Origin of the sequence: Bradyrhizobium canariense, assembly GCF_018130465.1 — a bacterium.
Lineage (GTDB): Bacteria > Pseudomonadota > Alphaproteobacteria > Rhizobiales > Xanthobacteraceae > Bradyrhizobium > Bradyrhizobium canariense_C.
Genome location: NZ_JAFCKJ010000004.1, coordinates 455252 through 474468, shown reverse-complemented (window position 1 = coordinate 474468; position 19217 = coordinate 455252). Strand labels below are relative to the sequence as shown.

At 64.0% G+C, this 19217-nt stretch carries 20 protein-coding genes; 14 read left to right on the top strand and 6 right to left on the bottom strand.

Translation table 11 applies throughout. From position 1 onward, the window contains the following. Positions 1-40 precede the first annotated feature (40 nt). The 7 genes from JQ591_RS15595 (at position 41) to JQ591_RS15565 (ending at position 8425) form a co-directional block, all read left to right on the top strand. On the top strand, positions 41-799 hold the full coding sequence (locus tag JQ591_RS15595) for an SDR family NAD(P)-dependent oxidoreductase (RefSeq protein ID WP_211396876.1): 759 nt from the start codon (positions 41-43) through the stop codon (positions 797-799). A gap of 164 nt (positions 800-963) precedes the next feature. After that, positions 964-1770 carry an enoyl-CoA hydratase/isomerase family protein gene (locus JQ591_RS15590; protein WP_211396875.1) on the top strand — a complete coding sequence of 269 codons (807 nt, stop codon included), beginning with the start codon at positions 964-966 and terminating at the stop codon, positions 1768-1770. 43 nt (positions 1771-1813) lie between these two features. After that, positions 1814-3685, top strand: coding sequence for an AMP-binding protein (locus tag JQ591_RS15585; protein ID WP_211396874.1), 1872 nt, complete (start codon positions 1814-1816; stop codon positions 3683-3685). A 27-nt stretch (positions 3686-3712) separates the two neighbouring features. After that, positions 3713-4840 carry an acyl-CoA dehydrogenase family protein gene (locus JQ591_RS15580; RefSeq protein WP_211396873.1) on the top strand — a complete coding sequence of 376 codons (1128 nt, stop codon included), beginning with the start codon at positions 3713-3715 and terminating at the stop codon, positions 4838-4840. A gap of 120 nt (positions 4841-4960) precedes the next feature. Continuing rightward, positions 4961-6205 carry an acyl-CoA dehydrogenase gene (locus tag JQ591_RS15575; protein ID WP_211396872.1) on the top strand — a complete coding sequence of 415 codons (1245 nt, stop codon included), beginning with the start codon at positions 4961-4963 and terminating at the stop codon, positions 6203-6205. Positions 6206-6341: 136 nt separating this feature from the next. After that, positions 6342-7586, top strand: coding sequence for an acyl-CoA dehydrogenase (locus JQ591_RS15570; RefSeq protein ID WP_211396871.1), 1245 nt, complete (start codon positions 6342-6344; stop codon positions 7584-7586). Positions 7587-7726: 140 nt separating this feature from the next. Next, positions 7727-8425 carry a nitroreductase gene (locus JQ591_RS15565; RefSeq protein ID WP_211396870.1) on the top strand — a complete coding sequence of 233 codons (699 nt, stop codon included), beginning with the start codon at positions 7727-7729 and terminating at the stop codon, positions 8423-8425. 97 nt (positions 8426-8522) lie between these two features. Here JQ591_RS15565 and JQ591_RS15560 read toward each other — a convergent pair whose 3' ends face one another. Together JQ591_RS15560 and JQ591_RS15555 are read right to left on the bottom strand one after the other, a co-directional pair. Next, positions 8523-9071 carry a sigma-70 family RNA polymerase sigma factor gene (locus JQ591_RS15560; RefSeq protein ID WP_211396869.1) on the bottom strand — a complete coding sequence of 183 codons (549 nt, stop codon included), beginning with the start codon at positions 9069-9071 and terminating at the stop codon, positions 8523-8525. Continuing rightward, a complete protein-coding gene (locus JQ591_RS15555; protein ID WP_007597239.1) occupies positions 9071-9304 on the bottom strand; it encodes a NepR family anti-sigma factor in 234 nt (77 codons plus the stop codon). Before JQ591_RS15555 ends, JQ591_RS15560 begins: the two co-directional genes overlap by 1 nt. A gap of 219 nt (positions 9305-9523) precedes the next feature. Here JQ591_RS15555 and JQ591_RS15550 point away from each other — a divergent pair, with 219 nt between their 5' ends. After that, complete coding sequence (locus JQ591_RS15550; protein WP_007597237.1) at positions 9524-10330, top strand: response regulator; 807 nt, start codon at positions 9524-9526, stop codon at positions 10328-10330. A 72-nt stretch (positions 10331-10402) separates the two neighbouring features. Here JQ591_RS15550 and JQ591_RS35315 read toward each other — a convergent pair whose 3' ends face one another. Beyond that, a complete protein-coding gene (locus tag JQ591_RS35315; protein WP_249136978.1) occupies positions 10403-10759 on the bottom strand; it encodes an energy transducer TonB family protein in 357 nt (118 codons plus the stop codon). Beyond that, positions 10653-11090 (bottom strand): energy transducer TonB family protein, encoded by a 438-nt coding sequence (locus JQ591_RS35310; RefSeq protein WP_249137062.1) that lies wholly within the window; start codon positions 11088-11090, stop codon positions 10653-10655. Before JQ591_RS35310 ends, JQ591_RS35315 begins: the two co-directional genes overlap by 107 nt. A gap of 277 nt (positions 11091-11367) precedes the next feature. Here JQ591_RS35310 and JQ591_RS15540 point away from each other — a divergent pair, with 277 nt between their 5' ends. From JQ591_RS15540 to JQ591_RS15520, 5 genes are all read left to right on the top strand, one after another. Beyond that, the gene (locus JQ591_RS15540; RefSeq protein WP_211396868.1) at positions 11368-11967 is read left to right on the top strand and encodes a nuclear transport factor 2 family protein; all 600 of its coding nucleotides are present in this window, start codon (positions 11368-11370) and stop codon (positions 11965-11967) included. 250 nt (positions 11968-12217) lie between these two features. Then, on the top strand, positions 12218-12631 hold the full coding sequence (locus tag JQ591_RS15535) for a hypothetical protein (RefSeq protein WP_211396867.1): 414 nt from the start codon (positions 12218-12220) through the stop codon (positions 12629-12631). 120 nt (positions 12632-12751) lie between these two features. Continuing rightward, complete coding sequence (htpG, locus tag JQ591_RS15530; protein ID WP_211396866.1) at positions 12752-14629, top strand: molecular chaperone HtpG; 1878 nt, start codon at positions 12752-12754, stop codon at positions 14627-14629. Positions 14630-14752: 123 nt separating this feature from the next. Then, positions 14753-15028: a DUF3551 domain-containing protein gene (locus tag JQ591_RS15525; RefSeq protein WP_211396865.1), complete on the top strand. Its 276-nt coding sequence runs from the start codon at positions 14753-14755 to the stop codon at positions 15026-15028. 33 nt (positions 15029-15061) lie between these two features. Further along, a complete protein-coding gene (locus JQ591_RS15520; protein ID WP_211396864.1) occupies positions 15062-15331 on the top strand; it encodes a DUF3551 domain-containing protein in 270 nt (89 codons plus the stop codon). A 44-nt stretch (positions 15332-15375) separates the two neighbouring features. On the opposite strand, the gene JQ591_RS15515 is transcribed toward JQ591_RS15520, so the two are convergent. Both JQ591_RS15515 and JQ591_RS15510 read right to left on the bottom strand, forming a co-directional pair. Then, positions 15376-16083 carry an SGNH/GDSL hydrolase family protein gene (locus JQ591_RS15515; RefSeq protein WP_211396863.1) on the bottom strand — a complete coding sequence of 236 codons (708 nt, stop codon included), beginning with the start codon at positions 16081-16083 and terminating at the stop codon, positions 15376-15378. Between the two features lie 95 nt (positions 16084-16178). Further along, a complete protein-coding gene (locus JQ591_RS15510) occupies positions 16179-17159 on the bottom strand; it encodes a Bug family tripartite tricarboxylate transporter substrate binding protein (protein ID WP_211396862.1) in 981 nt (326 codons plus the stop codon). A 232-nt stretch (positions 17160-17391) separates the two neighbouring features. Here JQ591_RS15510 and JQ591_RS15505 point away from each other — a divergent pair, with 232 nt between their 5' ends. Then, the gene (locus tag JQ591_RS15505; protein WP_211396861.1) at positions 17392-19206 is read left to right on the top strand and encodes a long-chain-acyl-CoA synthetase; all 1815 of its coding nucleotides are present in this window, start codon (positions 17392-17394) and stop codon (positions 19204-19206) included. Positions 19207-19217 lie beyond the last annotated feature (11 nt).

Sequence of the window (19217 nt, the reverse complement as noted above, 5' to 3'; positions counted from 1 at the left end):
AAGAAACGCCCAAGGAAAAGGTAGAGGAAAGGTATTTGCGATGCAGTTGAAAGACGTAGCCGTTCTCATCACCGGCGGTGGGTCGGGCCTTGGTGCCGCGACCGCCCGCGCCATGGCCGCCAGGGGCGCCAAGATCGGCGTGATCGATCAGAGCAAGGAAAACGCCGAGAAGGTTGCCGCCGAAGTGAAAGGCATCGCGCTTCACGCCGATGTCACCAGCGAGGAGCAGATCAAGGCGGCGATCGCCAAGGCGGAAGCCGCACACGGCGTCGCGCGCGTGCTGATGAACTGCGCCGGCATCGGCGGCTCGCAGCGCATCGTCGGCCGCGACGGCGTCTACCCGCTGGAAAAATTCGCACGCATCATCAACGTCAACCTGATCGGCACATTCAACTGCCTGCGTCTGTTCGCCGAGCGTCTCGTCACGATCGAGCCGGTCGGTGAAGAGCGTGGTGTCATCGTCAACACCGCTTCGGTCGCTGCCTATGAAGGTCAGATCGGCCAGATCGCCTATGCGGCGTCGAAGGGCGGCGTCGTCGGCCTCACGCTGCCGGCCGCGCGCGACCTCGCGAGCCAGAAGATCCGCGTCAACACCATCGCGCCCGGCCTGTTCCTGACGCCGCTGCTGATGGGCTTGAACGAAGAAGCCCGCAAGAGCCTCGGTGCCCAGGTGCCGCATCCCGCGCGCCTTGGCGACGCCAATGAATACGGCTCACTGGCCGTGCATATCGTCGAGAATCCGATGCTCAACGGCGAAACCATCCGCCTCGACGGTGCGATCCGCATGGCGCCGCGGTAGACCCGCCGTCGTCCTGGCGAAAGCCAGGACCCATTGCCACCGGCGTGAGTAGAAGCACGAGCTTAACCAACGCCGGTGGTCCAACAACTCGGGCCTGTGGTTATGGGTCCTGGATCAGCGCTCGCTCCGCTCGCTTGTCCAGGACGACGATGGGGAGATTGCGCATGTCCCAACCGCTGCTGATCGAGCACAATGACGGCGTCGACACGGTGACGCTCAATCGTCCTGAAAGCCTCAATGCGCTCGATCCGGCGCTGATCGACGCGCTCAACGTCTACTTCCAGGGCCTCCAGCGTAACCGCGACACGCGCGTCGTCGTGCTGAAGGGCGCAGGCAAGAATTTTTGTGCGGGCCTCGACCTCAAGGCCGCAATGCAGCGTCGTGCCGGGCAGCAGGAGCCGCCTGACGTCACCGAGTCGCTGGATTCGCAGCGGCGCATCGCCGACATCGTGATGCTGATGCGGCGCTGTCCGCAGCCGATCCTCGCGCTGGTCCAGGGCGCGGCGGCCGGCGGCGGCTTTGCGCTGGCGCTCGCCTCCGACATCCGCATCGCGACGAGATCGGCGCGGATGAACTGCGCCTTCATCAAGCTCGGCCTTGGCGGCTGTGACATCGGCACTAGCTATTTCCTGCCGCGCCTTGTCGGTGTCTCCGTTGCCTCGGAGCTGATCCTCACGGGTCGCTTCATCGGCGCCGAACGCGCACTCGCGGTGGGGCTGGTCTCCGAGGTCGTCGACGAGGACAAGCTCGATGACGCCGCCGAGCCGTATGTCGACGCGATGATCACGGCCTCGCCCGTGGGCCTGCGCCTGTCCAAGGAATGTCTCAACATGAGCGTCGATGCCGGATCGCTGGAAGCCGCGATCGCGATGGAGGATCGCAACCAGGTCCTGTGCAGCCGCTCCGAGGAATTTTCGGAAGGCATCAGGGCCTTCCTTGAGAAGCGAAAGCCTGTCTATATCAAGCGCTGAACGAGAACGATCCGCAAAGGACGATAATTCCGGGAGACGCAAAATGAGTGGAAGCGCGGCGGCGGTGATGACGAAGCCCGCCTTTCGCAAGGTCGAGTGGCTTGCGCGCGACATCGACGTCGAGCGCCGTGACGACGGCACGGTGGTGCTGAAGTCGCGCATTCCGCTGCAGCCTTACGAGAAGCACATCCCGGCTTCGCTGGCAAAATGGGCGAAGGAAGCGCCTGAGCGCATCTGGCTTGCCCAGCGCGGCGGCCCCAACCGCGAATGGCGCAAGGTGTCCTATGGCGAAGCCAAGCGCATCGTGGATGCGCTGACGCAAGGCCTGCTCAATCTCGCGCTCGACGGCCGTCCGGTCACGATCCTCTCCGGCAATTCAATCGAGCACGCGCTGATGACGCAGGCCGCGATGCAGGCGCGCGTCCCGGCCGCGCCGGTCTCGCCGGCCTACTCCTTGATGAGCCATGATCACGTCAAGCTGAAATATCTGTTCGATCTGATCAAGCCCGGCGTGGTGATGGTGCAGGACGGCCCGACCTTCGAGAAGGCGCTGAAAGCGCTCGATCTCACCGGCGTCACCGTCGTTCACGTCTTGCGGCCTTGCGAGGGCATCGAGAGCGTCAGCTTTGCCGCGCTCGCGGCGACAGCCGTGACCGCCGATGTCGAAGCGTCGATCGGCAAGATCACGCCTGAGACCGTCGGCAAGCTGCTGTTCACGTCAGGCTCGACCGGCATGCCCAAGGCAGTCATCAACACGCAGGCGATGATGTGCGCCAACGCGGCGATGATGATGCAGGTGCGGCCGCGCGATCCGCACGGTCCGATCTCGACCATGCTGGACTGGATGCCCTGGAACCACACCATGGGCGGCAACGCGGCGTTCCACCCGATCCTGGTCGATGGCGGCACGCTCTATATTGACGACGGCCGGCCGATGCCGGGCCAGTTCGAGGAAACCCTCCGGAATCTGCGCGAGATCTCGCCGACCTATTACGCCAATGTGCCTGCCGGCTATGCCGCGCTCGCCGCCGCCATGGAGAAGGACGAGGCGCTGTGCCGCTCCTTCTTCAAGAACCTTTCGATCATGGCTTATGGCGGCGCGCGGCTGCCCGATGATCTCTACGACCGCATGCAGGCTCTCGCCGTGAAGACCACTGGCGAGCGCATCGTGTTCTACACCGGCTGGGGCTCGACCGAGACCGCGCCGACCTCGACCGGCACCTATTGGGACACCGAGCGCGTCGGCCTGATCGGTCTGCCGTTCCCCGGCGTCGAATTGAAGATGGTGCCGTGCGGCTCGAAATACGAGCTGCGTCTGCGCGGTGTCAACGTCACCCCGGGCTATTTCGGCCAGCCCGATCTGACGAAGAAGATGTTCGACGAGGAAGGTTTCTATTGCATCGGTGACGCCGGCATCTTCGTCGACGACACCGATCCGGTGAAGGGAATCATCTTTGCCGGGCGCGTGGTTGAGGATTTCAAGCTGACCACCGGCACCTTCGTCCATGTCGGCTCGCTGCGGACGGATGCGATCGCCACCGCGACGCCCGTCGTGCATGATGCGCTGGTCGCGGGGCAGGATCGCGCCTTCATCGGCCTGCTGGCCTGGCCGAACCTGCATGCCTGCCGCCAGCTCGTCGGCAACCCCGATCTCAGCTTCGATGATGCAGTGAAGCATCCCGAGGTGATCGCTTGCTTCAGGCGCGGGTTGGAGGCTCACAACAAGGAGTGCGAAGGCGCCAGCAGCCGCATCATCGCACGCGCCATGCTTATGGCGGAACCGCCGTCGATCGACGGCAACGAGCTCACCGACAAGGGCTACATCAACCAGCGCGCCGGCCTGGAGCGCCGTGCCGCGCTGGTGGAGCGGCTCTATGCCGACAAGCCCGACCAGGACGTGATCATTCTCAAGTAATCGACATCATCAACACGGATACGCGCCATGAACTTCGATTTCTCCGACGACCAGAAGCAGCTCCGCGATCAGGCGCGCAAATTCCTCACTGAGAAATGCCCGCCGAAGGCGGTGCGCGCAGTCCTCGACGGCAAGGCGCCGTATGACAAGGAGCTGTGGAAGGGCCTCGCCGAGATGGGCTTTCTCGGTGTCGCAATTCCAGAGGACTTTGGTGGCGCGGGCGCCGGTCATCTCGAACTTTGCGTGATCGCTGAAGAGATGGGCCGGGCGAACGCACCGGTGCCGTTTTCCTCGACCGTCTATCTCGCCGCCGAAGCGCTGCTGATCGCCGGCAGCGACGCGCAGAAGAAGAAATGGTTGCCGGCGATTGCCTCGGGCGAGGCGATCGGCACGCTGGCGCTGTTCGAGGGCAAGGGCAATCCTTCGCCGAAGAACGTCAAGCTCTCGGCTGCGAATGGCGTGCTCAACGGTGTCAAGAAGCCGGTCGCCGATGGCGCGATCGCGGACTTCGCGGTGGTCGCGGCACGCACGGGATCGAGCGGACGCGACGGCGACATCTCCTTGTTCATTGTCGATCTCAAGGGCGGCGGCGTCGAGGTGAAAGGCCTGACCAATCTCGATCCGACCCGCGGGCAGGCCGAGATCACTTTCAAAGACTGCAAGGCCGAGCCGCTGGGTGCGGCCGGCGAAGGCTGGAGCATTTTGACTCAAGTGCTCGACCGCGCCGCGGTGCTCTGCGCGTTCGAGCAGGTCGGTGGCTCCGACCGCGCGCTGGAGATGGGCCGTGACTACGCGCTCGACCGCATCGCCTTCGGCCGTCAGATCGGCTCGTTCCAGGCCGTCAAGCACATGCTGGCGGACATGTACGTGTCGGCGACGCTGGCACGTTCCAACAGTTATTACGGCGCCTGGGCGCTCTCGACCAACGCCGCGGAGCTACCGGAAGCCGCCGCCGCGGCCCGCATCAGCGCGACGCAGGCGTTCCAGCACTGCGCCAAGAACAACATCCAGGTTCACGGCGGCATGGGTTTCACCTGGGAGTTCGACTGTCACATGTACTATCGCCGCGCCAACGCCATGGCGCTCGGGCTCGGTAGCCTCACCTATTGGGAAGACCAGCTGATCGACCGCATGCGCAAGAAGAACGCGGCGTAAGCCATCGGTAATTTGTAGGATGGGTAGAGCGTAGCGAAACCCATCATGACGCGGGTGGTCCGAGAGATGGGTTTCGCTTTGCTCTACCCATCCTACGACACCGGCGAAGGATGAGAGACGATGAATTTCGACGACACCCCGCAAGAGGCCGAATTTCGCGCCACTGCCCGCGCCTGGATCGCGGCGAATGCGCCCAAGCAGTACGAGGAGGAGCTTCGAAAGTCCTCGCTCGGCCGCACGCAATTGAAGAACGCCAACATTCTGGAAGTGGCAAAGGCCTGGCAAAAGAAGAAGGCAGATGCCGGTTGGGCCTGCCTGCATTGGCCCAAGGACTATGGCGGCCGCGGCTCATCGCCGATCGAGCGCGTGATCTGGCAGCAGGAAGAGGGGCCATTCGGCCAGCTGTCCCGCATGTTCATCATCGGCCACGGCATGTGCGGGCCGACCATGATGGCGTTCGCGCGCGAGGAGCATAAGCGCGCCTATCTGCCGCCGCTCGCCTCCGGCGAAAAGGTCTGGTGCCAGCTGTTCTCCGAGCCCGCCGGCGGCTCCGACGTTGCTGGGTTGCGAACCCGCGCGGAAAAGGACGGCGACGACTGGATCATCAACGGCCAAAAGATCTGGACGTCGGGCGCGCACTATTCCGACTACGGCATCCTGCTCACCCGCACCGATCCGACCGTGCCCAAGCACAAGGGCCTCACGATGTTCTTCCTGGACATGAAGAGCCCGGGCGTCGAGGTGCGGCCGATCAAGCAGGCGAGCGGTGCGTCCGACTTCAACGAGGTCTATTTCACCAATGTCCGCATTCCCGACCACCAGCGCCTTGGCGAAGTTGGCGATGGCTGGAACGTTTCGTTGACGACACTGATGAACGAGCGCAGCGCGATCGGCGCGGCCGTCTCGACCGGTTTCCCGGAGCTGTTTGAATACTGCTCGAGCCTGATGCTCGATGACGGCCCGGCGATCGAGGATCGCGCGGTGCGCTCGAAGCTGGCGAATTGGGCCGTGAAGGCGAGCGGGCTGAAATACACCAGCATGCGCGCGATTTCCGCGCTGTCGAAGGGCGAGCGGCCGGGGCCGGAAAACTCCATCGGCAAGCTGGTGGCGGGCTCGATGATCCAGGACGTTGCGACCTACGCGCTGGACTTGCAGGGTGCGAGCGGAGTGGTCAGCGGCGAAGATGCCGAGCTCGCCGGCCGCTTCCAGGCCATGCTGCTGCGTGCGCCCGGTACCCGCGTCGAAGGCGGCACCGACGAGATCATGCGCAACATCATCGCCGAGCGGGTGTTGGGCCTGCCCGGCGACATCCGGGTCGACAAGGACGTGCCGTTCAACAAGATCCCGACGAAGGGAAGAGGCTGATCGTGTCCCGGAGGCGGTGCGGTACGAAGTACCGCGCCGCAGAGCCGGGACCCAGAAAGCTACAATGGGCCCCGGCTCTGCAGCGCACCGCTTCGCGCTGCGCCGCGTCCGGGGCACGAGAGAGGAGAGTTCGAAGATGAATTTCGACGACACCCCGCAAGAAGCCGCATTCCGCGAGACCGCGCGCAAATGGGTCGAAGCCAACGCGCCGAAGGAGCTCCACGCCGAGCTGTCAAAATCCTCGCTCGGCCGCATCAGGCTCGCGAAGCACGACATCGTCAATGTCGGCAAGGCCTGGCAGAAAAAGAAATTCGAAGGCAACTGGGCATGTCTGCACTGGCCGAAGGAATATGGTGGCCGCGACGCCACGCCGATCGAGAAGGTGATCTGGCAGCAGGAGGAAGGCGTCTATGGCAAGCTGACGCAGCCGTTCCAGATCGGCGAGGGCATGTGCGGCCCAACCGTGATGGCTTTTGGCAGCGAGGACGCCAAGCGGCGCCATCTGCCGAAGCTGGCCGCGGGCGAGGAGATTTGGTGCCAGCTGTTCTCCGAGCCGTCGGCGGGCTCTGACGTCGCGGGCTTGCGCACACGCGCGGAGAAGAAGGGCGACGATTGGGTCGTCAACGGTCAGAAGATCTGGACCTCTGGGGCGCACTATTCCGACTACGGGCTTTTGATCGCGCGCACCGATCCCAATGTGCCCAAGCACAAGGGCCTCACCATGTTCTTCCTGGACATGAAGAGCCCCGGCGTCGAGGTGCGCCCGATCAAGCAGGCCAACGGCATGCAGGAGTTCAACGAGGTCTATTTCACCGACGTCGTCATTCCCGACAGCCAGCGCCTCGGCGCCATCGGCGAGGGCTGGAGCGTGTCGCTGACCACGCTGATGAACGAGCGCATGTCGATCGGCTCGCGGCTTGCGACCGGCGTCCCTGAATTGTTCGAGTTCTGCTCCAATCTGATGCTGGAGGATGGCCTCGCCATCGACGATCCGGCCGTGCGCTCAAAACTTGCGAGCTGGGCGGTGAAGTCGAGCGGGTTGAAATACACCAGCTACCGGGCGATCTCGGCGCTGTCCAAGGGCGAGCGGCCGGGGCCGGAGAATTCGATCGGCAAGCTGGTGTCCGGCATGATGCTCCAGGACATCGCGACTTACGCCATGGACCTTCAGGGCGCAGCCGGCGTTCTTACCGGCGCGGACGAGGAGACCGTGCAGGGCCAGTTCCAGCAGATGCTGCTTTCCTCGCCCTCGATGCGCATCGCCGGCGGCACCGACGAGATTTTGCGCAACATCATCGCCGAGCGCGTGCTGGGACTGCCGGGCGATATCCGCGTCGACAAGGATGTGCCGTATAACAAGATCCCGACCAAGGGACGGTGATCCAGCCTCTCGCTGTATCTCGTGGGGTGGGCAAAGCGAAGCGTGCCCACCACATGCAGATGCGCCGGGGCAAGTCTGTCGGTGGGCACGGCGCGATGCGCCTTTGCCCACCCCTACGAAGAGAAGGCGCGAGTTGATCCATGGACGCACAAGTGAAACAAAACGACCGCATCGGCGTGCTTGAAGAGTTGCTCAACGAGCGCTATTCGGTGCGCGCCTTCCTGGCCAAGGAGGTCGATCGCGCGACGATCGAACATTTGCTGACCACCGCGCAGCGCACGGCGTCCTGGTGCAACAGCCAGCCCTGGCAGGTGATCATCGCCAGTGGCGAGGCCAAGGAACGTTTTCGCAAGCTGATTTACGCGGAAGCATCGAGCGGGCTCGGCGACGACTATGACTTCACGCCGCCGCGGGAATATCTCGGCGCCTATCTCGAACGCCGCCGCGAGAGCGGCTTCCAGCTTTACAACACGCTCGGCATCGTCAGGGGCGACAAGGCGGCGTATGCGAAGCAGGCGTTGGAGAACTACAATTTCTTCGGCGCCCCGCATGTGGCCATCATCCACACCAACGAGCCGCTCGGCATCTACGGTGCGATCGATTGCGGCGCCTATGTCGGCAATTTCATGCTGGCCGCGCAGGCGCTCGGGCTCGGCACGATTCCGCAGGCGGCGCTCGCGCGCCACTCCGGCCTGATCCGCCGTCATTTCAATCTGCCCGATGATCGCCGAATCGTCTGCGGCATCTCGTTCGGCTATGCCGACGACGCCCACAAGGTCAACAGCTACCGCACGTCGCGTGCGAGCGTGGCCGAGACCGTGACCTTCGTGGATGAGTGATCGAGGCGGCGCAGGCTCCGCATCACGTTTCGGACGTGCAAAGGCGGCCGCGGAAGCGGCCGCCTTCATGTCGTCTCAGTCCGATTGACGCCGGCCGTCAGCCGCCGCTGCCGCCGATCACGGCGCGAATGGTCTCGTCGGGCCCGAAATCCTCGGCGCCGTCGACATAGAGCAGCGCCGCGAGCTTGGAGCGCGCACGGTTGACGCGGCTCTTGATCGTGCCGACTGCGCAGCCGCAGATCGAAGCCGCATCCTCATAGGAGAAGCCGGAGGCGCCGACGAGGATCAGCGCTTCACGCTGGTCCTGCGGAAGCTTGTCGAGCGCCGTGCGGAATTCCTCGAACTCGAGATGGGCATTCTGCGAGGGCTGTGTCTTCAGCGTCTTGGCATAGTTGCCCTCGGCATCCTCGACTTCCCGCCGCCGCTTGCGATAGTCGGAGCGGAACAGGTTGCGCAGGATCGTGAACAGCCACGCCGGCAGATTGGAGCCGGGCTGGAACGAGTCGATGTTGGCGAGCGCGCGCAACAGCGTCTCCTGGACCAGATCGTCGGCGCGGTCTGCATTGCCGCTGAGCGAGATGGCGAACGCGCGCAGGCTCGGCACGGCCGCCAGGATGTCGTCACGCAGGGAGTCCGTGAGAGGCATTAATCCCTCCCATTGTTGTTGTCGTTGGAGCCGCCACCATTTTCCACTTGGGGTGTCGCTCCCGGCGCATCAAGTTTCTTGATCAGTTCCGCGAACCGGTCCGGAACCCCCTGCCGCACCACGTCGTCGTACATGGCGCGCAGCTGATGCCCGATCCGGGATTGGATCTCCGGAGTGAGCCCTCCCTTGCCGGGGGTCGTGCTTTTGCTGGCTTGAGACTTGAGATCTTTCATGACCTGTTCCACGTTTCCCCGAGTTAAGTGACTGTAAAATCGAGAAGTTCTCTCAACCGGGAGCCGTTCCCTGGATAGGCTCAATGCGAGTTGCGAGAAAAAGTTCCGCCCCGATACGGAACTTTTCTCTGTCTGAGGCGTAATCAGCCCAGCAGGGAACCCGGGCCCCCCGCGTAACGCCTGCACGTCAAGGTTGGCCCGAAGATGATTGGAGTGGGGATGTCCCGTTCACAGCTTGTTGCTGAACACTTGCCGTTGTTGCGCCGGTACGCACGCGCCCTGACGGGCAGCCAGTCCTCCGGTGACGCCTATGTGGCAGCCATGTTGGAAGCCATGCTGGGAGATCCGTCGGTGCTCGACGAGAGCCACGGGCCGCGTGCCGGCCTGTTTCGACTGTTCACCCAGATCTGGAATTCCGTTTCCGTCAACGACGATTCCGAGGTGACGAACCTGCCGATGCCGCCGGAGCGACGGCTGTCGAACATCACGCCGTTGCCGCGGCAGGCCTTCCTGCTGCTCTCGCTCGAGGGATTTTCGGAAGAAGAGGTCGGCTACATTCTCGGCACCGACGTCGGCGAGACGCGCCGGCTTGCGGATGCCGCAGGGCGGGAGATGGCAGCCGAGATCGCCACCGACGTGCTGATCATCGAGGATGAGACCTTCATCGCCATGGATCTCGAGAGCCTGGTGAAGAATCTCGGCCACAATGTCGTCGGCGTCGCCCGCACCCACGCCGATGCGGTCGCGCTGGCCAAGAACAAGCGTCCCGGCCTGATCCTCGCCGACATCCAGCTCGCCGACGGCTCGTCGGGCCTCGACGCCGTCAATGAGCTGCTCCGCACCTTCGAGGTGCCGGTGGTGTTCATCACCGCGTACCCCGAGCGCTTCCTCACCGGCGAGCGCCCCGAGCCGGCGTTCCTGATCTCAAAACCGTTCCAGCCGGCGATGGTGTCGGCGGTGGCGAGCCAGGCCCTGTTCTTCCAGCGCAATTCGCGCAACCGCGCGCCGAAAGTACCGGCGGCGTAAGGAAGCCCGCATTGAAAAAGAAAGACGGCGCGCTGAGAGGTGCGCCGTTTTTTTGCATTTGTCCGCGAGGGTTCAGCAGCCTCGGCAGACGCTGTTGAGCTTTGCCTTTACCTTGGCCTCGTCCTCGATCCATGGCCATCCTCCCTTGGGTGGCGTTCCATCCAACGTCATGAGGACGGTGATCCTCTGGAGGTCGTCGACCGCCTCGGAAGGTGGCTTCGGAAACGGCGCGGCCCGCTCCACCATCGCTAGAGCTGCCGCATCGAGCAGCCGAGAGCCCGTGCTCTCTATCAGCGCGGTCGAGATCAATTTACCTGCGCGATCAACCACGAATGTGACGCCGGCGTCGCCCCTCTGGCCAATCGCTTCGGAAGGAAACATCCTGTTGCGCCAGACGTGCTCGGTCACCGTTTTGCGCCACATGGCCATGGCATCGAGTACCGTAGAGGTGGAGACGGGCGTGACCAGCACTAACCCGTAAGGGGGGCACCTGGAATTGGCGGCCTCGGAAGACGATCGGGACTGTGAAAGAGAACGAGCTCTCCGTCAGTTCCGAAGGCGCTTCCGGAAATGGCTGAGCGCGCTCGACGATCGCAAGCGCAGCAGCATCGAGCGATTGAGACCCGGCGCTCTCTGCCAGCGTCCGCGATATTAGTTTGCCGGACCGATCCATAACGAATGCAACCCTGGCCTCCCCCGTTTGCCCCATCGCGGCAGGCGGGAAGAAAGTTCTGCTCGCGATGTGCGCAGCCAGTCTCATCTTCCAGGCCTGGACGGAATCGGTCTGCGCTCGGGAAGGGAAAGCCGCCAGCAATCCGAGAAGCGCGGCCAGCACGAGGAATTTCATTTGCATCGGATGCGAATACTAGTCGCGGTCAGGTTGATTGCAAGGCTGGCTGCTCGTATCGCGCGGACTGGCTGTGGGCAATCGAACGCCCCCAAAGCATCGTGCGCGCTTGACGGCAACCCAATTGCCCGTTGATACCTCGGGCCGATGACATCCATCGCCGCTTCAAGCCGCCAGGAGATTTCGCATCATGGACCAGCAACTCCTCGACCGCCTCGCCATCCGCGACCTCGTCGAGAACTGGGCGGTGTGGCGCGATGCCGGCGATTGGGAGCGCTTTGCCACGGTCTGGCACGAAGAAGGCTGGATGTCCGCCACCTGGTTTCAGGGGCCGGCGCGGGATTTCATGCGGGTCAGCCAGGAGGGGTTCGCCAAGGGCGTGCGCATCCTGCATTTCCTCGGCGGCACCAGTATCGACCTCGAGGGGGCGCGCGCCATCGCGCAGACCAAGATGACCATCTCGCAGCGCGCGCCGGTGCATGACGTTCCCTGCGACGTCGTCTGCACCGGGCGCTTCTACGATTTCCTGGAGAAGCGGTCAGGCGCGTGGGGAATCGTCCGCCGCCAGCCGATCTACGAGAAGGACCGGATCGACCCCGTCGACCCCGCCGCGACACTTCAGCTCGACCAGAAAGCCCTTGCCGCGCTACCCGAAGGCTACCGCCACCTCGCCTACATGCAGGAGCTGATCGGCTACAAGGTCAAGCGCGATATGCCCGGCCTGACGGGGCCTGAGGTCGAGCAGCTCTATGCCGAGGGGCGGGATTGGCTGGCCGGGAAGGCGAACTGAACTCCAGACAAAAGTAAGGCGCGACTGGCATCACCACAGTCGCGCCCTACGTCGCCGGCTTATGGGGCAGGGGGGAATAGCCGGCTGCTGAGACGACTCCCGTCCGCCAAAGTCGTTCCAGTCGAGTGCGAATTTTTTTTCGCGGGGCCGTGCCTTTTCGCACACGGTTAAGTGATCTTAACGACTGAGAACTCCCGGTCCTCTCCTCGCGTTGTTCCCGTGATCGCCATGGGGCGAGGGACCGACAGCCATGTCACAGATTCAAAAGGTATTTTTAGGCGCCGTCGCGATCGCCGCGACGCTTGGCGCCGTTCAGGTGGGCGCCGTGCAGCTGGCCTCCGGCCATGATCTGGCCGACCGCTGGCAGGCGGTCGCCGACAAGCCGGGCCATAACGTCAATCGCTCCAGCAAAGCCGACCGGCTCGCCGACATCAAGCAGGCGGAGGTTCCGACCCGCACCGTGTCGATGCGGCTGAACGATCTGGCCGACACGTCGGTGCTGCTGCGGGTGCCCGCGGTGATCGAGACCGGTAACGCCAAGCCGCCGGTGCTGCTCCCGAACCAGAAGCAGGGCCGCAAAAAGCCGACGATCGCCTGCGAGCCGATGGTCAGCTCCCTGACTGAGGTCGCAAAACTGCTCCAGCCCGGCCGCTGTGTGACTTGATCGGCATTGGCCGCGGACAAACTCGCCCTCCGCCGGGAGGGCGATTGCTTACGTCCACTTGATCCCCTGCCCCCTCGCGTTATATCCCGGGTTTCCCCTTTCGATTGACCGGGTAAACGCATGACGACGTCAGACACGGCTGTGCATACGCAGCCCTTCCAGGCCGAGGTTTCCGAGCTTTTGCACCTGATGGTGCACTCCGTCTATTCCGAGACCGACATCTTCCTGCGCGAACTCGTCTCCAACGCATCGGACGCCTGCGACAAGCTGCGCTATGAGGCCATCGCGAGTCCGGCGCTGCTGGGCGAGGGCGACGCGCTCAAGATCCGGATTATTCCGAACAAGACGGCCGGAACGCTTGCGATCGCCGACAATGGCATCGGCATGGAGCGGCAGGAGCTGATCGACCATCTCGGCACCATCGCCCGGTCCGGCACCAAGGCGTTCGTGTCGAAGCTGAAGGAGGCCAAGGAGGGCCTCGGCCTGATCGGCCAGTTCGGCGTCGGCTTCTATTCCGCCTTCATGGTCGCCGAGAAGATCGTCGTGGTCAGCCGCCGCGCCGGCGAGAGCGACGTCTGGACCTGGACGTCCTCGGGCGGCTCGGGCTTCGAGATCGCGCGTGCCAGCGAGGAGGATGCGGGCCGCGTGCAGCGCGGCACCGAGATCGTCCTGCACCTCAAGGACGATGCGAAGAAATATCTCGAGGCCTACGAGATCGAGCGTGTCGTCGCCGCTTATTCCGACAACATCCTCTTCCCCATCGAACTCGTGCCCGAAGAGGGCGAACCGCGTCAGATCAACTCTGCAAGCGCGCTGTGGCAGCGCTCGAAATCCGAGCTCACGCCGGAAGACTACAAGAAGGCCTATCAGCAGATCGCCTCCGCCTTCGACGATCCCGCGATGACGCTGCATTATCGCGCGGAGGGGCGTTACTCCTACGCCGTGCTGCTGTTCGCGCCCTCGACAAAGCCGTTCGACCTGTTCGAGCCGAACCGCAAGGGGCGCGTCAAGCTGTATGTCCGTCGCGTCTTCATCACCGACGATGCCGATCTGCTGCCGGGCTACCTCCGCTTCATCCGCGGCGTCGTCGACAGCGAGGATCTCCCGCTCAACATCTCCCGCGAGATGCTTCAGAACAATCCGCAGCTCTCGCAGATCCGCAAGGCCGTGGCGACCCGGGTGGTGTCCGAGCTCGAAAGCCTTGCGGAGAAGGATCCGGAGAACTTCGCGAAGATCTGGGAGGCCTTCGGCGCGGTGCTGAAGGAAGGCATCTACGAGGATTTCGAACGCCGGGAAAAGCTGCTCGCGCTGTCGCGTTTCACCACGACCACGGGCGAGAAGCGCTCGCTCAAGGACGTCATCGCCGATTTCAAGCCGAACCAGACCGAGATCTATTATCTCGTCGGCGACAGCATCGAGCGGCTGAAGTCGAGCCCCCGGCTCGAGGCGGCGACTGCGCGCGGCATCGAAGTGCTGCTGCTGTCGGATCCAGTCGACGCCTTCTGGACCTCGATGCCATCGGAGTTCGGCGGCAAGCCGCTGAAGTCGCTGAGCCAGGGCGATCTCAACCTCGACCTGATCCCGCGCGTCGACGAGGCGGACGAGGCGAAGAAGGACGAGCCGGCCGCCGACGAGGCCGCCACCATCGCCGTGATCAAGGCCGCGCTCGGCGAGCGCGTCAGCGACGTCAAGGCATCGACGCGTCTCACCAGCTCCGCTTCCTGCCTCGTCGCCGACAGCCAGGGCCCGAGCCGCGAGCTCGAGCGCATCCTGTCCCAGCAGAACCGCGGCATGCGCACCAAGCCGATCCTTGAGATCAATCTGCGCCATCCGCTGGTCACGGCGATCACGAAGGCTCAGGCCGGCTCCGAGGCGGTCGACGATCTCAGCCTGCTCCTGCTCGAACAGGCGCAGATCCTGGACGGCGAGCTGCCGGAAGACCCTGCGGCGTTTACGGCAAGGTTGAACCGGCTGGTGTTGCAGGGGCTCGGCAGGTAGCGGGCGCACCGCACTCACCTTGCCGTCATCCGCACGCAGGAACAGTCGCCTCTGCCGTGGTGTTGTGCCATATGAGGCGGCCGGCATCCCGGCCGCCGACATGAACGATTCGAGGATTTCTCCATGCGTTTGCCGATCCTGACCCTCACCGCGATTGCCACGCTGTTCGTGGCGGCAGATGCCAGCGCCCAGACCTATGATCCACGCTATCCGGTGTGCATGCACGTTTACTCGCCCGGCGGCTTCGGCGGCGGCGGCGATTACTACGACTGCTCCTTCACCTCGATTCCGCAGTGCCGCGCCACGGCTTCGGGTCGCTCGGCAAGCTGCGACGTCAATCCCTACTATGCCTTCGATGAACCGCCGCCGCCGCGCCGGCGCCACAAGAAGGTGCACTAGCGATCCGCAATGCGGATTTCAGGGGCAATTTTCATGCGTCGCTCATTCGGCCTGATCATGACCGTCGGTGCCCTGCTCACGGCCGCGCCGTCGCATGCGCAGACCTTCGATCCGCGCTATCCCATCTGCATGCACGTTTATTCCGGCGCGAACGAGGGTGGCGGGGAGTGGTACGATTGCTCCTTTACCTCGCTGCCGCAGTGCCGCACCACCGCTTCAGGCCGCTCCGCGAGCTGCGATCTCAATCCGTATTATCCGGTCAACGCACCGCCGCCGCGCTTGCGCCATAAGCGAGGCGGCTAGCGCTCACCGCCGGTTCGGCCGTCAATCCGACGGAGTATGCAGGACTAGCTGCCGTGAGGCGCCTTGTTGGCTGCGGTGACGATCGCGTCGGTCAACTGCCAGGTCATCTTGTCCGTGGTCCAGTCGCTTGCGTGCAGCCTGCTATCATCGCCCGGGTCGACCATGCGGTCGAACGAAATTCCTGCAACATCGTGCCAGCCCTTCATCAGCGCGAAGCGACGAAAGACGTTGACCCCCTTTGCATGCGCGATCTCGCTGATCGCTGCGACCATCGCGTTCGTCTTGTCGGCCTTGGCCGGTGTCAGCAGCGCCGGCACATATTGCAGGTCCATCAGGATCACGTCGATCCGCTTGGCGCCGAGCAGCCGATCAACACCGTCACGGATGGCCTGCGTGGTGTCCTTGAACGAGGGCGGATCGGCGGATTGCCACACTGAATTGGTGCCGACCTGCCAGATGACGAGATCGGGGTTGAGATCGAAGACGTCATGGTCGAACCGCTTCAGCTCCAAAGCGGCCTCTTCGCCGCCAACGCCCCGGTTGACCACCTCGATCACGACATTTGGAAATCGTATCCGAAGGTCCGCCAGCAGCCGCTGCGGATAGGGGGCGATGCCTCCTTCGCCCGCCGTGGTCGACGAGCCGATCGCGACCACCTTGACCTGTCCGCCCTTCAGGCGACTGGCAAAATTGGTCAGCGGCTGCTCGAACGGCGCGGCCTGGACGGGAAACTCGGACGAGTCGAGAGCCACAGGTCGTCTCCCTTTCGCAACCCGGACAATGCAGGGTAGAAAGCCTAACCCGTTTACCCGTGTCCGCCTAGCCTCGCGCGCCCGGATACAGGTCGCTACTCCTTCCTGATTCCCGACAACTCCACCACCTTGCGCCAGCGGTCGGTCTCCGCCGTCAGCATGCCGCCGAATTCGTCGGCATTGCCGTGCAGCGGGATTGCGCCGAGCCCGGCGATGCGGGACTTGATCTCCGCATCGGACAGCGCGGCGTCGATTTCGCGATTGAGCAGATCGACGATTTCGCGCGGCGTGTCGTGCGGGGCGCCGACGCCATAGAACGACGAGGTTTCGTAGCCGGGAAGCGTATCGGCGATCGATGGCACGTCCGGCAGAATCCCCGAACGCTCGCGCGTGGTGACGCCGAGCGCGCGCAGCTTGCCGGCGCGCACCAGCTCGAAGGATGAGGTGACGTTGTCGAACATGCCCTGGATCTGGCCGCTCATCACGTCGGTCAATCCGGGGGCCGAGCCGCGATAGGGCACGTGGGTGAACTGCACGCCGGCCAGCGACTTGAACAGCTCGCCGGAGAGATGCAGCGAGGTGCCGATGCCGGAAGAGGCGATCGACATCTTGCCGGGATTGGTCTTGGCGTAGGCGATGAAGTCGGCGACGCTCTTCACCGGCAGGTCGTTGTTGACGACCAGCACCAGCGGAATTCGCGCGACGCCGGCGACCGGCGCGATGCCCCTGGCGAAATCATACGGCAGCGCCGGGTCGAACGAGGCGTTGATGGCGTTCGCGGTCGAGGTCAACAGCAGCGTGTGACCATCGGGGGCGGACGTGATCACCGCCTGTGTCCCGATATTGCTGCCGGCGCCAGGCTTGTTCTCGACGACGAAGGTCTGGCCGAGCCGGTCGGAGAGGCGCTGGCAGAGCAGCCGCGACAGCACGTCGGTGGCGCCGCCCGGCGCATAGGGCACCACCCATTTCACGCTGCGCGAGGGATAGGAGGGATTGCCGATCGCAAAGGCGCGTGGCGCGGCGAGCATGGCTGCGGCAGAGGCTGCAGCCTGAAGGAAATGTCTCTTGGTGATCATCACGCTCTCCAGTTCACCTCGCCCCGCAAGCAGGGCAAGGGGGACACGCATACCGCGCCCGACAACCGGCTTTGCTATCGCAAGAATTGCGAGGCCGCGCACGCCGATCCCACCGGCTTGGTAAAGGATGACTAGAGTTAATCACCCACTAACCCGGTTTTACCTTGTCTCTTAACACCTGGGCAGGGCGTGCGAGCTAAGCTTAGGGAACCAGCAGACACGTTCCGAAAGAATGAACGGCATGACCACCGGCGTCATCGAGCAACCGAAAGCCGCGCGCGCACCTTCGGCTTCGAAAATCTGGCTGAAGGCGATCGAGCTCACCGCACGGATCGAGACATTTCCGGGCCGGCTGTTCGCGGACGTCGTCGATGATTGGGCGCAGCGCCAGCCCGATCGCATTGCGCTCACCACCGATGACGCGAGCCTCGACTATGAGGGGCTTTCGAAACGCATCAATCGGTATGCGCGGTGGGCGCTCTCGGCCGGTGTGGCCAAGGGCGACACCGTTGCGCTGATCATGCCGAACGGCATCGACTATGTCGCGGCCTGGCTCGGCATCAGCCGCGTCGGCGGCGTGGTCGCGCTGATCAACACCAAGCTCGTCGGCCAGTCGCTCGCGCATTGCATCGGAGTCGCAAAGCCCGTTCACATCATTGTCGCGCACGAGCTCGCGGAGGCGTTGGACGGCGCGGCGCCGCACCTGAGGACGGAAGCAAAGGTCTGGACCCATGGCGATGCCCGCAGCGCGCGCGCGATCGATGTCGCGCTTGCCGCCGTCGATGACGGGCCGCTTTCGCCGGACGAGCATGGCGACGTCACCATCGACGACCGGGCCCTGCTGATCTACACGTCCGGGACCACCGGCCTGCCGAAGGCCGCGAGCATCAGTCACCGCCGCATCCTCAACTGGGGCTTTTGGTTTGCCGGCCTTAGCGGCGCGACGCCCCAGGATCGGCTTTACGATTGCCTGCCGCTGTTCCACTCGGTCGGCGGCATCGTCGCGCCATGCAGCATGCTCGCTGCCGGCGGCTCGGTGGTGATCGCGGAAAAATTCTCAGCCTCGAATTTCTGGCCCGACATCGTGCGCCACGACTGCACGTTGTTTCAGTATATCGGCGAGCTCTGCCGCTATCTGCTCAAGGCGCCGCCGTCGGAATATGAGAACCGGCATCGCCTGCGGCTCGTCTGCGGTAACGGCCTGCGCGGTGACATCTGGGAAGATTTTCAGGCGCGTTTCGCCATTCCGCGCATCCTCGAATTCTACGCGGCAACCGAAGGCAATTTCTCGCTGTTCAACGTCGAGGGCCAGCCCGGCGCGATCGGCCGCGTTCCGCCGCTGCTCGCGCATCGTTTCCCTGCCGGTCTCGTTAAGCTCGATCCCGATAACGGCGTGCCGCTGCGCAATGCAGAGGGGTTTTGTATCGCCTGCGCGCGCGGCGAGGCGGGCGAAGCCATCGGCCGCATCGGCACGGCGGATGAGGGCGGCGGTCGCTTCGAGGGCTACACCGAGGCGAGCGAGACCGAGAAGAAGATCCTGCGCGATGTCTTTGCCAAGGGCGATTCCTGGTTCCGCACCGGCGATCTGATGCGGCTCGACGAGAAGGGCTTCTTCCACTTCGTCGACCGCATCGGCGACACCTTTCGCTGGAAGGGCGAGAACGTCGCGACCTCGGAGGTCAACGACGCCGTGCGCGATTTCACCGGCGTGATCGACGCCACCACCTACGGCGTCAGCATCCCCGGCACCGATGGCCGCGCCGGCATGAGCGCGATCGTGGTGAACGAAGGCTTCGCCGTCGAGGCGCTGCCCGCCCATCTCGCACAGCGCCTGCCGGCCTATGCTCACCCCGTCTTCATACGCATCTCACGCGAGCTCGATGCGACCGAGACGTTCAAGCAGAAAAAGGCCGAGCTCGCGCGCGAGGGATTTGATCCGGCCGCGGTCTCCGATCCGCTGTTCATGCTGGACCCGAAGACCGGCGTCTATGTCGCGCTCAATTCGGAGGCCTATAAGCAAATCAACCAGGGGGCGATCCGGCTCTAGCCGCCCGAAAA